The sequence below is a fragment of the Nitrosovibrio sp. Nv4 genome, from assembly GCF_900215485.1.
In the GTDB taxonomy this organism is placed as follows: Bacteria; Pseudomonadota; Gammaproteobacteria; order Burkholderiales; family Nitrosomonadaceae; genus Nitrosospira.
Map to the genome: position 1 here is coordinate 1,405,867 of NZ_OCMZ01000002.1, position 13,645 is coordinate 1,419,511.

The following is a 13,645-nucleotide window of genomic DNA, read 5'->3' on the forward strand; positions in this document are numbered from 1 at the left end:
TTATATCACTCCCGTTTTTTTCAATGCTGTAGCCACGTCGACGCGGTGGCCAACGACCTTGTCAAGATCGATGCCATACGCAGCCCCTGTGATGCCGAAAGGAACACCGCCGACGGTGAAGCGCGGGAATCCATCGCCGACCTCGATCACGAGCGTGTCCACTAACGCGAAGCGTCGAGGATAGTGGTTGGCGTGGGCGTCGAAATATCCAGCGGCCACCAAACGGTCGTCGAGCGCGCTAGCGGCCCCAGGATCGGCCTTGGCTGCAAGCCTCGCGGCATCGACAAAGTCGGGCAGGCCCAGTCCGCTTTCGGTCTGGCGCAATCGCACGCCGACGACAAAGAGCGGTTGGCGGACAGAGTCGTCGAGCTGCTCAAGCGACCCGATGCGCGCGGGGAAACCCGCGGACGACAGCGTCGATTTGACTTCGAGCGCGCCAGTCCCGAGCTCGAAGTCTTGGGCGCCATCCAAGGGGCCGAGCCACCCTTCGGTGGCTGCCGTTGCGGAAATACCCGCTTCGATAATTTGCAGAAGCGTCGCTAGCTCTCCAACCAAACCGATCTCGGCTTCGGGACTCAATATTTGGCTTCCTTTGCGCATGAACTCCTGCCAAGCCCCCACGCGCCCGACGAAAACCCGTAGCAGCTTGGCGACATCGGCCCCTGCCGCCACGGCGCCGTCCAACGCGCCCGTCACGTTGCAGACCATATCCGTGAACAGCTCAGCGTTTCCTGCGGCCTTGCGTGTCAAGGCGAGCCAAAGCATGCCCCTGTCTTCGGGATTCGCGCGTTCTATGGCGAAGCCTTGCCCCTCCGGCAGCTTGTCGGCGGCCGCCAAGCGCTCCGCCGGGAATCCCACCAACACCGCCTCGGCATTGTCGGGGGCACGCCGGCCCGCGCACAATTCGAGCGGACCTGTGGGCGTCACTGAGATGGTTTGCCAGCCCATGTCCGGGCCGTCGCCGGATAGCGACGACCATGCCATCAAAAACTCATCACTCAGTCGGGCCATATTCCTGAGTCCAGTAGAGGACATTCACTTCATATTCCACGCTAATTCCGCTGTTGCTGGCTGGAAAGGCGATGGCGAAGGCCATGATGGGCTTGTCCCACCCAGACACGATTTGTGACTTCGGCTTGCCTGCATATGGGGCGAGTGGATAAAGAAGCAGCAAACCGCGATCCACCGCGCCGCCAAGCTCGCCGCGGGCCATGCGCATACCTTTTCCGCTTGGCACCGATGGCATGGTGACGCGTCCTCGTGCCGGGTCGGGTTTCCAGGCCGCTTGGGTGATTTCGAGAGCCTCGCGCCACGCATCGTCATCTAAATCGATCCCCTCGTCGGCGGGATCGGTCAGCACTCCGATGGCGAAACTAGCCGGGTCTCTCTGAGCAGGTGATTCGTGATCGTCGGGCGTGCGCATCGGGAAGGACTCGATGCGGACGCCTCCCGTGAATTCATAAGGATTGCTCTCGTCGCTGCCTTCGGCCAACAGGGACACGCTCCAAAGATCCAACTGACCTATCTCGTTCATCTTGCGGATGAATTCCGCGAGCACCGGAGCTTTGGTGCTGGTCGCGTTGGGGTGAGTCGCATAGGCGCCCAAGAATGCAAGCACCTTCGAAGCGTCTACATCTGTCCACAGCCGCGAACGCGGCCATGAGTCGGCTTTGCCGTTACGCTCGAATCTTTGGCCGTGGACCGTAGGTTGTCCAAGGGATGCGATCAGATCGTCCGTCGCAGAGAGGTTCGCTTCTTGCGTCCTGGCGTCGCGGTGGAACAGGATAGTTTGGGGGCGCGTTCCGCTGTAGGTCAAGGACAGGGTATGCGCGTTGCGCATCTTCAAGGGCGACGTGACCGTAAGCACCTCGTGCGATATCACCTTGAGGCCATAATCTTCTGGCGTAAGATTCGCGCTGGCCATGTAGTCAAATTCCTCCCGCAGTTCCTCGGAAGCGTCAGCGATGTGGCCGAACCAACGCACCAAGTCGGGCGAGGTGTAGAGGCGACAGATATCCAGATATCCGGGGCGATAGCCGAACCATCGGCCCATTTGCATCAGCGTGTCGTACATCTTCGTGGTGCGTACAAAGTAGCTCACGCAGAGCCCTTCGAGCGTCAGCCCCCGCGCCAGCTTGTCGCCACCGATGGCGATGACCTTGAGTGTCGAGCCTGGGGTAGCGTAGTCCAAAGCGTCCTTGGCCGTGCCATTGATCGAACGCACCTCGATGTCTTCGAGGACATCGGGAAGCGCCGCCTGCACCTCATCCCATGTCGGCAATGCTGCAGGCCGCTCTTCGTCGGGAGACAGCTCAGAGACCTTGGCGCTGGTCGGAGCGAAGTCCAGCTCCCATAGCTCTTTCATCTGAGTCAGCAGACCGTCGGCTTCGATGCCTCTGCAGATTTTCTGGCGCATGCTGCGCACCGAATCCTCGACCTGGAGCCGTACATGGTCCTGCACTGCCACCAAGCGGGTGACGTGGATCAGCATCGAGCTGTGCGCTGCCCCTTGGCCGCGTAGTTCACGCACCGCGCAAGCAAGGACGAAGGCGCAGATCGCCTCGCGCAAAGAGGGCGGTGCCATCTCCTGCCCGTTGTAGACCGGAATGTGCGTCTTTTTGTGCTTTGGCGGCATCCAACCTGAGTCGGTCTTGGGATCGTATTGATCGCTAATGGGGCGAGAAAGGGGAAGTTCGCCCTTTCGGCCATCCTTGGTCATCCTTCCAAAGAGGCGGGCAGGGCCGACATAGTTCGACGGCGCGCCTAGGTTGATGATGAAGGAGCGCGGGAAGAGGTCAGGGCCCTCCTTCGTGGTGGTTCCCTTATGGTGGATGAAGATATTGGCAAAGGGCGTGGCGGTGTACCCTACATACGCCTTTCGAGTGAATGCATGCAGGAGCTGTCGAATGAGGCTGTTGATTGTTTTGGGTTGGTGCTCCTCGTCGGGAGCGCCGTCCTCATCGAACAGTTGCTCACCGGTGTCGACGGAGGCGTTGTCCGCCTCGTCGTCGATCATCAGTAACGGCAGCTTGGTGACGACCTTCCGGCCATCTTCGGTGGCATCGAACACGCGCGACTGAATCCAATGCAGGAGGGCGGTAAGCACCGTTTTTTGCTTCTTGACCACGAAGAGCCATGGGCGTTCTTCTGGCGAAATGCCGTGGAAATGCTTGGCGATGGCCTTGTTGAAGTCGCCGTTGTCCGCGCGCGTGGTTGCGGAGTTCGTTTTCAGGTCCTCGCCGAACTCGGCCACTCCGATGGGCAAGCCAGGGTCGCGGTTCGCCGTTGTTTCATAGCCCAAGAAGCCCTCTTCGAGGCGCATTTGAGTTTGGGAGCGCAGATTGTTGTGCGTGCCTGCCAGCACGATGATGATCTTGTAGCCGGCATCCGCCGCCTTGCAGATCAGGCCCGAGTAGTTGCTGGTCTTGCCTGATTGGACATGGCCGACGACGAGCCCTCGGCGATCCCATGGGTCTGTCCGATGCGGGTCTTCGAGCAGCGCCAAGATGTTGTCAGTTGCGTCGTCGAGGCCATCCACGACCTTATCGGAAAGCTTGGCTTCGAGGTAGTCGCGGTAGCGACGCCAATAGTGCCAATCTTTCTTGCGAGCGGCATTGAGCCAATGGATATGGCCGGCATCGTCTTTGAGCGTCGTGGCCTTGCCGATCCAGTGACTGAATCGCTGAATGAGCGTGGAAACCGCCAACGGCTGGTCCACGGTGGAGGTGGCGTCGGTCTCGAACATCTCCGCGGCTCGTGCCACTTTCTCGGCGATGTAGGCGGCCGTAACTTTCGACTTTTCCTTCTCCGCTTTCACCAACCGCTGTGCGGTGGCGATCACGTTCTCGAGCAGTTCCAATTGGGCTGCCGCAGTTTCTGTGGGGATCACGGTTTGCTCCCAAGCCGCGCCACGAGCGCGGGAAATTTGTGAAAGGGTTCGGTACGCAGTAGTGCCTTGCGGGCCTCGTCTACGCTTAGATTCTTTCGCTGGATTAGGTCATCGAAGAGAACGGTCGCGATCTCAATCACCGCCTCGTTGGGCTCACCGTCGAAACCGGTGCGCGGCGTCTCCTTGTTCTCCGCGGTGTCGAGCCAGATGCGCTGGACCGGGACCGTCTCCTCGATCACCCGAATCATTGCTTTGATCAAGGGTTGGAGATCGCCTGCGTTGTCGAGGACGGCTGCGACGGAGGGATGTTTCTCTTCGATCCGATACCGCATACCGGCCTTGATCCGCTCTACACGCCAAGCTTGTTCAACGGGCCTGTCGCCTTGGCTCGGCATCGGGGTTGCGCGATAGGCGAACACCCGGCGAGCGCGCTCGCGCGTGTTTTCGGCGAACTGGGTGAGCCAGGGTTTGAGCGACACCGGGGACCGCGCCGTGGACTTCCTGACGTCGATCTTCCACTCGGCGTCGGCCGTGTTGGGGATGTCGATGCGGATGCGCGCCAAGCGATGCGCTTCTTCTCGATTCCATACGCGCGAATTGCCCAGACCGAGCCAGCCTCCTGCGACCAAGAGCCTCTCGTTGCGGTAGACGTAAAAACCCTGCTGGGCAGTCCATCCCGCTGGGCCTCCGTTGGCGTCGAACTCAGCCGCCGTCAGCTTATCGCGGTGTGGCAAGACATGGCATTGGATCTCGACGGTTCCATATTCGGCATGGTGCTTCGCGATCGGAGGCGCCCATGCCTTGGCTATGTGCCCTGTCATGAACGGGTCCCAAGGCTTGAGGGCGCGACCGTTCAAAAACAGTTTCAGGCGCGCTAGCGGACCTTGGAGAAAGCGATGGAAGACCATCGCCAAATGCGCTTCGACATCGTCGATCAAAGCCAAGAAGTCGTCCGACTTGTAGCCATCAGTAACAATGCGGTCGAGTGTCTCCCACAACACGAGAGTCCCTGCCTTCTTACCCTTCAAGTTCGAGATAAACGACTTTGAGCCAGGGGCAGTGCCTTCGAAGAGAAGCCATCCACTGTCTGGGTTGGCGGCCAGTTCGGTCAAGTCCCACCGCAGGCAGCTTTGGACCTCGTCCTTGACGGTGGCTACCGTGAGGCGGCGGCATTGCGAGAAGGATGCGGTTTTGAGCCCCATGCAGAAGCGCCCTAGGTCGTGCGCTTCGCGGGCGACCAGCGGGTTCTTGTCGCCAAGCCGCATCGCGCTTTCAAGCTCGGCGTCGCTCATGCCGCGCCCGTTATCGAGGACCGAAATGCGGCTATTCTGCCCAGCCCAGGAAAAATCGATACTAACTTCGGTCGCGCCAGCGGAAATGCTGTTGTCCACGATATCAGCGAGCGCCGTTGCGGTGGAATAGCCGAGGCCGCGAAGCGATTCAAGCATCGACACGGCCCGCGGAGGCGCGTTTCGCGTCTTTGGGGTCATCTCCAATAGCCCTTCCCTAGCGAGAACTCGAACCCCAACGCAAGCAGTTTGTGGACCAATTTGCGGTAACGTCTATCCGGCGCGTTGGTGAGGTTAACCCATATTCTCCCCGAAGGCCCGTCGCGGTCGTCGTCGACGGGAATGCCCCAGTCTGCGACTTCTGACAGGAGCCTGTCGGTGCCCGACGATCGCGCGGGTGGTGGGGCGCTCAGGCTCGAGGGAGCCGTCTTGGTCGCGGCAGGCCGCCGCATCATTTTAGCTTCCGATGGTTGCTCAGCGCTGTCTTCTTCCTCTTTGCCTTCTGGGTAAAGCGGGCCACCGAAGACTGCGCGCGCGAACGCATCCATTCGACTTGGGTGCTTTAATTTTCGGAGCGCGGCGGCCTCTATCTGGCGAACGCGCTCCCTCGTGACTCCGTATTGGCAGCCAATTTCGTCGAGCGTCAACGCCTCTTCGACGCCGATGCCGAAGCGCAGACGAAGAGTCTGCTCTTCCCTGGGCTTTAGCGTGGACAGTAGCTTGTCAATTGTCTCGAGTAATTCGGACTTGAACGCGACGTCCATGGGATCTGTCGAGGCGAAATCGGATCGGACCTCGACGGCGATCAGCTCGTCGATGGGCAGTTCATGGATCGGCAATGGCTCAGGAGTGACGCGTTGAAGCTCGGCCACTTTGTGGACGGCCATGTTCAAACGAGCCGCGATCTCATGGAGCTCGGGCGGACACCCTGTCTCCGATTCAAACGCCTGAGTTTCTCGGGAAAGGCGCTGGGTCTTTTCATAGACATGGACCGGAACACGAACCGTCCTACATTTGTCGGCGAGGTACCGTCCAATTTGCTGTCGTATCCACCAAGTGGCGTAGGTGGAGAACTTGAAACCGCGGCGCCAATCGAAGCGTTCGACGGCCTTCAGCAGGCCGATGTTTCCTTCTTGTGCCAAGTCGTCCAAAGGTTCGCCGCTGTATAGATACTTTTTGGCGAGATGGAAAACGAGCTTTAGGTTGGCGACGGCCATTCGTTCGCGGGCGCGCTGGTGGGCCTTCATGGCGCTCGCGTATTGATTGGCCGAGCCGGTGTTGCCGTGGTCTTCGATATCGGCCAGCTCCAGAAGGAAGCGCCGATTCAGTCGAAGCGACGACAGCGTTTCACGGATGGCTCGCCATCCCGCTCCCTGCTGGACAGAGCCAACCGGAAGGCTCGCGAGCTGGTCCAGCGCATCCAAGAAGTCCGAGGCTTGGTCGCCAAGCGGGCGAGTCTCGAATTGGAGGGCTGGATCGTGCTCTGCTGCTTCGTCAGGCGAGTCCGATGCGGCGGTGTCGGCATCGTTTTCGCCTTCGAGAGTGGGTTCAAGCTTTGGCTGGACGTCGGCGGGGCCAAGCGACAACCAACTCAAAGGCTGTTGTCCGGCCCTAACCAAGTGCCCAGCGGCCAACGTAAGGTCGATGCCACGCGGCCAAGTCGCCAAAGCGTCGAGTGCTCTTTCCAACTCGCTTTCCATGGCTTGGCTCAGCGCGACCTCTTCTTCCGCGGAAATGAGCCTTTCTTGCTGGAATTCTTTTTGGTAAATGCGCAGAGGCTCTGTTCGATTGGAGACGAGGCTGTCGATGGAGGCCAAGGCATTGGCCACGATCTCTTCTTCGTCCGGCGATTCCTCTGGTTTGACGTAGACCTCGAAGTTTTCGGTGGCGCTGGCACCGACGTATTCGAATCGTTCATCGACTTCGGCGCCGAGGTCGTTGATTATCATGCTCAGCTGCGCTTCGGCCTCGGGGTTTGCGGATCGGTCATCGTTGACCGACAGCGCCTCGACCCACATGTACGGCACGCTGCCTTCGCGGACGGCTCGAAGCATTAGCAGGCGGAGCCGTCCTAGAACTTCGGCGTCGTCTGTGCGCGCCAAGGGCTGCGATCTTTCTGGCAGGTAAGCGTCGATATCATCCCAGTCAGCTGAAGAGTCGACGGGTTCATATTCCGTGATGGCTGCCTGAATTGCGCTGACGGCTTGGGCGATCGACGAATCGGCATCGGGCGGAGGCCGGTCTTCCTCGGGCTCCCAACTGAACAAGTCAAAGTTTGGCGTGTTTTCTGGTTCGGTCGTTTCATCGACCGTGATTGGGGCCGCAGGGCGCGCCATGTCTGCTTCAGTCTCGCTTGCGCCGATCAGATACGCGGGGTGTTCCGAGGCTTGAACGCCCAAAGGTTCGATGGGTCCATCGGACAGTGGGGGCATGCCAAGGGCTTGGTGGCCCCAAGCTCCTATCGAGACTTTGACTGACTCGAGGATGGCGGCGGCCTCGTGTGCGCCTGCGGCAACCGCAATGGCAAGGGCCGTTTTTCCAGAGGGATCGAGCAGACCGTCGTCAATTCCTGCATCGAGCAGCAGTTTGCAGATGACGGGCTTGTTTCGAGCTGCCGACAACATTAGAGGCGTCAAACCGTTTCGGTCGCGGGCGTTGAGATCGTCGCCTCGATCGATGTGAATCTGAATCGCGCTCTCGATCCCAGCCATGACGGCCATTCTTAAAAACCGGCTGAGAGGCAGCATGCCCGCGACGCTCGTGTCGTTCACGCGCCCGTCTCCCCCTGGGCCGCTGCGTTGACAGCCTCTCCCAGCTGCCGGAGGCGCACCCCGAAAATTTTTATCGTTGTTAGGCGGTGGTCGTGGCTAGACAGCTCTGATGTCCCTTTGGCCATATTGGTTCTGTCGAGTTTTTATCGTTGTAGCCACGGGATTTTATCAAACTCAGCAGTATTTACCAGTGTACTGAGGTACACCAGAGAATCAGTGTGGGTATTTAGGATTTGACGAAGAGGAGTCGCTACTTGAGGCAATAGATACCTAGGGCTGCTTCAGGTAAGAACTTAAAGTCGAATGCAAAAAGAGGTCTTTGAAATATATGATAGACGGTTTATTGTTACTTCTCCATGAGTCCGTTCGTAACCCTGCTGCGACTTGGCTCTTCAAAACGGTCGTTTGTCGGAGATGAGTAGCGGAAAGGAAAAATACCTATTATTGCCGTGTTTATTCCTCCCACAACTATATCTTGAAATACCACCTCCGATAAGTTAAGATATTGATGAGTTTCAGGAGAATAACAACTTTGTAGGGGGTGGAATGAAAATCGGTTATGCGCGGGTAAGTACTCAAGAGCAGGATTTGGCTCTACAGCTCGATGCCTTGACTAAGGAAGGGTGCGAGAAAATATTTCAGGAAAAGGCTTCAGGAGCACAGCGGGACAGACCAGAGCTGAAAGCCGCCCTTTCCTACATGCGGAAAGGCGATACATTGGTCGTCTGGAAACTTGATCGGCTTGCCCGCTCCATGAAACAGCTTATTGAAACAATTGAATCGTTCCAGGACGAGGGTATAGGGTTGAAATCCATACAGGACCCCATCGATACCAGTTCGCCGAGCGGAAGACTCGTCTTCCATATTTTCGCGGCATTGGCCGAATTTGAACGTGGCGTTATTCGTGAGCGAACGACTGCAGGGTTAAGAGCCGCCCGGGAACGTGGACGGGTTGGTGGCAGACCTCCCTCACTTTCAGCCAAAGACCTCCAAGTAGCGAAGGCTATGCTGAAAGATTCCAATATCACTGTGGCTACGGTTGCCAGTCGATTAAACGTGGCCGCATCCACGTTATACCGCCATATTCCCCATGCGAGAAGTGCAAGTCTAGAGGCAGAGGAAGGCAGGGTTATTGTAACGACAGAATGATGAGAATCGGCGAGACAGACGGGAAACCGGGTTATCGGTGTGAGCGGACACCGATTCACTCGGGCGAAGTATGGAGCGTCGAAGCAAAAATAACTCTCATTATTTAGGCGTCCCATCGTAAAAACACCTGCCTATCGGAAACGCTTTTACCGCAGCATAAACAAAATGGAAAATGAAGATGGCAGGCTCTCCCTTGACCTCGATCTGACGTGTCTGGGGTACCGGGGCGAAACGCTTCCGTTTCGAATCAGCCTTCGTGCCGATGCGCTACCGCAACTGATCGATGCCGCTGCTCATGGCGACCGTATCTACGAGCTTTTTTCGATATGCAGGCACGGCGATATCAAACGACACCTTTGGGTACGGACTATAGAAGCAGCTGAGAGGATAACCCGTCGTTACCAATGGATAAGCGAAGAAGCTGGGTGGCCGAAAAACGAATGCCACTACCCCAAATGGGATAATGCCTTCTGTTTAACCTGGGACGAACAACCAGAGGAATGTGCCTGGCATTGGGGGAAACAGCGGCCGGAAATCAAGGAATTCGTTGACTATTGGTTTGATCGCGTTCTGGCAGCAAAAAAATTATTGCGACAGTCGGAAGATATATTTACTCAGCGCGAAATCAGCCTCATAGACAGCGGCAAGCACGACTACGAATACGAAACAGAGACGCCCTTTGTTCTAACGCCACCGGGGACCCGATATATCCCGGTAAAGGATCAATATCCTGAATGGTTTTATGAAGATTTGGCTCACATGCTGGGGCAGTATGAGATCGGCTCCGTATCCTATCGCTCAACGGATCTCAGAACGTTTCGCCTTATGTGTGCAGAACAATTAAAGCGATGCGCCGACACGAACCAAGACCCGAAAACGGTATTTCCGGTAAGCGTTATGAACCTCATAATGTCAAATAAGGACTACTTTCCGCGAGCGAGCCGTTGGGGTGGATACGCGCTTTATTCGGAGGAAGGGCTGGGTTATGGAGATTTGTTAATCGACATGGATCGGCAGGTCGGTCGTTCACCCAAGGTTTTGTATGAGCAGTATTATCGCTGCTTCCCTGATCAGTGGCCTCTTTACATCCTGACCGACGAGGAGATGGGGGAAATCAGGGGTTACAAACGTAAGGTCCTGAGGGAAGCATATCTGTTTCTATATAAAAAGCTGCCCCGATAATCACCCCTATAGGGCTACACAACCCGGCCTGGTGAAAAACCGTACAAGACTTGTAACGTTGGATTTGCATGTCGGTGATTTGGACCGGCTGGAGTTAGCCAAACAAGTATTTCAGTAACAGCTGATAGAAACGAGACTATTAATGAGAAAACGAGCGCTAAACCGTCTTTTCCGTTTCACCCCATTTGCAGAATTGCCGCGACGGCGACGGCGGGACCTCTACGTCAGCCTTCGCTGGAAGATCACGCAAGACGCCGGTGAGTATGGTGGGAAATTAATTCACGACGCACCTCGTGCTCGATGAGCCAGGCCGGCCTAAGCTATATAAGCAATCGTTCGACGTCTATTTTCTTGGAACCGATGAGGTCACCATCTGGAATGCCACGATCTTTACCACGAATTGCGAATTCTGGAACAAAACGAGGAGCATGGCCTCTGAGCGCGCTATTTCACTTCTCACGGAAGAGCAGCGAGAACAAGAGTGCGGATTGAAATTTGAAGGGCCATTTCACAAAGACGGCGAAAAATACTACAGAATGGCGGAACGAGAGCCGCGTCGCTATGACTGTTTCGGCGGGTTAATGCTGCGCGAATATCAAAGCAAAAGAGAGATGGAAATTATAGAAAATGAGCCGCCGGCAATTTATGAATCATTCAAGACGGATCCCAGTTATGAATATGGGACCGGCTTGCGGGCGGTTGTCCTCGCGGACGAAATCAATCGGGAAGTGATCGATGCCACCATCGACAGATTTCGCGAAGTCGGCGAAGCGGACTGGCAAAGCGAACAACCGGTCCCAAGAGAAGTATTGCCGTTTGAAACCCAGGAAACGGCGCTGTCCAAAGTTAAATATACCATCTAGGCGCATGCGCCATGGCAATAGACCAGCGGTCTTTGAGCGCCAGTAGGACTTGATGCAGCTACGTCTTCCGTGCCAAAAGCTCGGGTGATCATAGGTTACCTGAAAAAATAATCGGTACCGCCACCTCATATATTTGATTCACTTTAGTCGCGAGCATGGGGTCTCCTGACTGGACCTTGTTTCAGGATTGGCAGCGTATGCGGGCTGTTGGCCAATGACAGTGAGTGCGGGTTCGCTCCCACTCTAAAGTACCTGAACACAACCTGTCTGCTGCCGTTCTTCTCCTTCCCATGTTCCAGCGCACCACCTTGGCAATCGCAAAACTCGCGCATTAGGAGTCAAGCAATCTTGTCGTCCGGCAAAGCTCATGGAATCAACCGCGCGTAGGCGATACGATTACTGTTAATCTGAGTAATGCTCAAAACAGCGCCCACATTCATTCGATTGACTTCCACGCGGTTACTGGCCCGGGCGGTGGCGCAGCGGTAACTCAGGCAGCCCCTGGCCAAACCAAGAGCTTCACCTTTAAAGCGCTCCATCCGGGGCTGTTCGTTTACCATTGCGCAACTCCGATGGTCGCTCAGCACATCACAAATGGAATGTACGGATTGATTCTGGTTGAGCCGGAAGGCGGCATGCCGAAGGTCGAAAGGGAATTCTATGTGATGCAGGGCGAGCTCTACACCGCGCAGCGGCATGGTGCACTTGGCTTGCAGGAGTTCTCGCTTGAAAAGCTACTTGCCGAGAATCCGGAGCACATCATGTTCAATGGCACCATGGATGCGCTCACCAAAACCTACAAGATGGAAGCCAACCTGGGAGAAAACATACGTATCTACTTCGGTGTGGGTGGCCCGAATCTCACCTCCAGCTTTCACGTCATTGGCGAGGTGTTCGATAAGGTTTATGATCAGGCTTCGCTCACCAGTCCACCGCTAACTGATGTGCAAACCACGCTTGTCCCACCCGGCGGTGCTACCATAGTAGAGTTCAAGGTCGATTACCCGGGACGTTATATTCTGGTCGACCATGCTCTGTCACGCATGGAAAAAGGGTTGGCAGGTGTCCTCACCGTCAATGGCAAGGCAAACCCGGCAATATTCAACAGCAGTGAAAAAATCGACACCACACCCGGGCATTAAAAGCATCTTGGAGCTAGACAGAGGTGTGTAGAAGCGTTATCCGTACTCGTCAATTCTATTGAACCTGTGAAGCAATCAGCGGCAATGCTGGGCTGACGGTATTGCGCAATTGTTATTGTCCAGCCCACTCTATAAGGGTTGGTTGCTGCAGTCCTTATCCAGCGCTATTGCCTCTTTTATACTTGCGGTTAAATGCAGTATCAGATTGATAAGTAAGCGGCCCCCGAATTCAGCTGAGATTTTTGACGTCGAGCTTCCTCTGCTAGGTAGCAGGGTGGGAATCCAAGCAAGGAAATTGCATGAGAGTAGCTGTTTGCAGCGCACAGTCCTATGACCGTCAATTCTTGACGGAAGCTAATCATGACATTGGGCATGAGCTCGTGTTTTTCGAATCGCACCTGCGCGACGAGACGCGGCAGATGGTTGCAGGCTTTCCTGCTGTGTGTGTTTTCGTCAATGACACGCTCGACGCTCGAGTGCTTGAAACTCTGGCCTTACAGGGCACGCGACTGATCGCGCTACGCTGTGCCGGCTTCAACAATGTGGATATTCAGTCGGCCAGCAGACTTGGGCTACGTATCGTGAGAGTTCCGGCTTATTCGCCCCACTCGGTAGCAGAGCACAGCGTGGGACTGATGCTCGTGCTAAACCGGCACCTTCACCATGCATATAACCGGGTGCGTAACGGTAATTTCGCTTTGCAGGGGTTGCTAGGGTTTGAGCTGCGCGGTAAAACCGTCGGTACCGTCGGCACTGGCCGTATTGGCGAGGCAGTCACGCAAATACTGCGCGGATTCGGTTGTCGCCTGATCGCCCATGATCCCCAGGAAAGCCTTGAATGCATCAGCCTGGGCGTGGAGTATGTAGCGCTCGACAAACTTTATGCCGAGAGTGACATCATCACGTTGCATTGCCCATTGAACCCTCAAACACATCGTTTAATCGACAGGGCTGCGATCAGCCAAATGAAACACGGCGTGATGCTAATCAACACCAGTCGCGGCGCAGTCATTGATACGCAAGCGGTAATTGAAGGACTGAAGTCCGCAAAAATCGGCTCCCTTGGACTTGATGTGTATGAACAGGAAGGCGATCTGTTCTTCCAGGATTTATCTGATCAGGTGATACAGGATGATGTGTTTGGACGCTTGCTGACTTTTCCAAACGTGCTGGTTACCGGTCATCAGGGGTTCTTCACTGCCGAAGCGCTTTCGAGCATCGCACAAACCACCCTGCGAAATATCACCGTTTTCGAGCGAGACGGAATATGCCAGAATGAAGTAAAGGTTGATTTGCTCATAGCAGATTAGCTCATCATTTTTTTCACAACAGTTCATTCCAAATGTGGCCTCTGGAAGAT

At 56.0% G+C, this 13,645-nt stretch carries 9 protein-coding genes and 1 pseudogene; 6 read left to right on the forward strand and 4 right to left on the reverse strand.

Annotation, left to right across the window (positions count from 1 at the left end; translation table 11 throughout):
- Genes CRO05_RS14735 through CRO05_RS14750 form a run of 4 tightly spaced genes read right to left on the reverse strand, consistent with a single transcriptional unit; the run spans position 1 to position 7,949 of the window.
- Complete coding sequence (locus CRO05_RS14735) at positions 1-1,011, reverse strand: PD-(D/E)XK motif protein (protein ID WP_200814413.1); 1,011 nt, start codon at positions 1,009-1,011, stop codon at positions 1-3.
- A complete protein-coding gene (locus CRO05_RS14740) occupies positions 995-3,889 on the reverse strand; it encodes a Z1 domain-containing protein (RefSeq protein ID WP_097067843.1) in 2,895 nt (964 codons plus the stop codon). The genes CRO05_RS14735 and CRO05_RS14740 overlap by 17 nt, the downstream gene beginning before the upstream one ends.
- Complete coding sequence (locus CRO05_RS14745; protein WP_200814414.1) at positions 3,886-5,337, reverse strand: ATP-binding protein; 1,452 nt, start codon at positions 5,335-5,337, stop codon at positions 3,886-3,888. The genes CRO05_RS14740 and CRO05_RS14745 overlap by 4 nt, the downstream gene beginning before the upstream one ends.
- Positions 5,338-5,375: 38 nt before the next feature.
- Positions 5,376-7,949 (reverse strand): sigma-70 family RNA polymerase sigma factor, encoded by a 2,574-nt coding sequence (locus tag CRO05_RS14750; RefSeq protein WP_097067845.1) that lies wholly within the window; start codon positions 7,947-7,949, stop codon positions 5,376-5,378.
- Between the two features lie 546 nt (positions 7,950-8,495).
- On the opposite strand from CRO05_RS14750, the gene CRO05_RS14755 reads away from it, so the two are divergent.
- The 6 genes and pseudogenes from CRO05_RS14755 (at position 8,496) to CRO05_RS14775 (ending at position 13,595) form a co-directional block, all read left to right on the forward strand.
- The gene (locus CRO05_RS14755) at positions 8,496-9,098 is read left to right on the forward strand and encodes a recombinase family protein (RefSeq protein ID WP_097067846.1); all 603 of its coding nucleotides are present in this window, start codon (positions 8,496-8,498) and stop codon (positions 9,096-9,098) included.
- Between the two features lie 165 nt (positions 9,099-9,263).
- Positions 9,264-10,280, forward strand: a complete 1,017-nt coding sequence (locus tag CRO05_RS14760; RefSeq protein WP_097067847.1) for a hypothetical protein — start codon at positions 9,264-9,266, stop codon at positions 10,278-10,280.
- A gap of 293 nt (positions 10,281-10,573) precedes the next feature.
- The gene (locus tag CRO05_RS14765; protein ID WP_097067848.1) at positions 10,574-11,143 is read left to right on the forward strand and encodes a hypothetical protein; all 570 of its coding nucleotides are present in this window, start codon (positions 10,574-10,576) and stop codon (positions 11,141-11,143) included.
- Positions 11,144-11,586: 443 nt separating this feature from the next.
- Positions 11,587-11,712: pseudogene (locus CRO05_RS15950) on the forward strand (nitrite reductase, copper-containing); the annotation flags it as partial.
- Between the two features lie 3 nt (positions 11,713-11,715).
- Positions 11,716-12,285 carry a multicopper oxidase domain-containing protein gene (locus tag CRO05_RS14770; RefSeq protein ID WP_235001461.1) on the forward strand — a complete coding sequence of 190 codons (570 nt, stop codon included), beginning with the start codon at positions 11,716-11,718 and terminating at the stop codon, positions 12,283-12,285.
- Positions 12,286-12,584: 299 nt separating this feature from the next.
- Positions 12,585-13,595, forward strand: coding sequence for a 2-hydroxyacid dehydrogenase (locus tag CRO05_RS14775; RefSeq protein ID WP_097067849.1), 1,011 nt, complete (start codon positions 12,585-12,587; stop codon positions 13,593-13,595).
- The last annotated feature ends 50 nt before the right edge of the window (positions 13,596-13,645 follow it).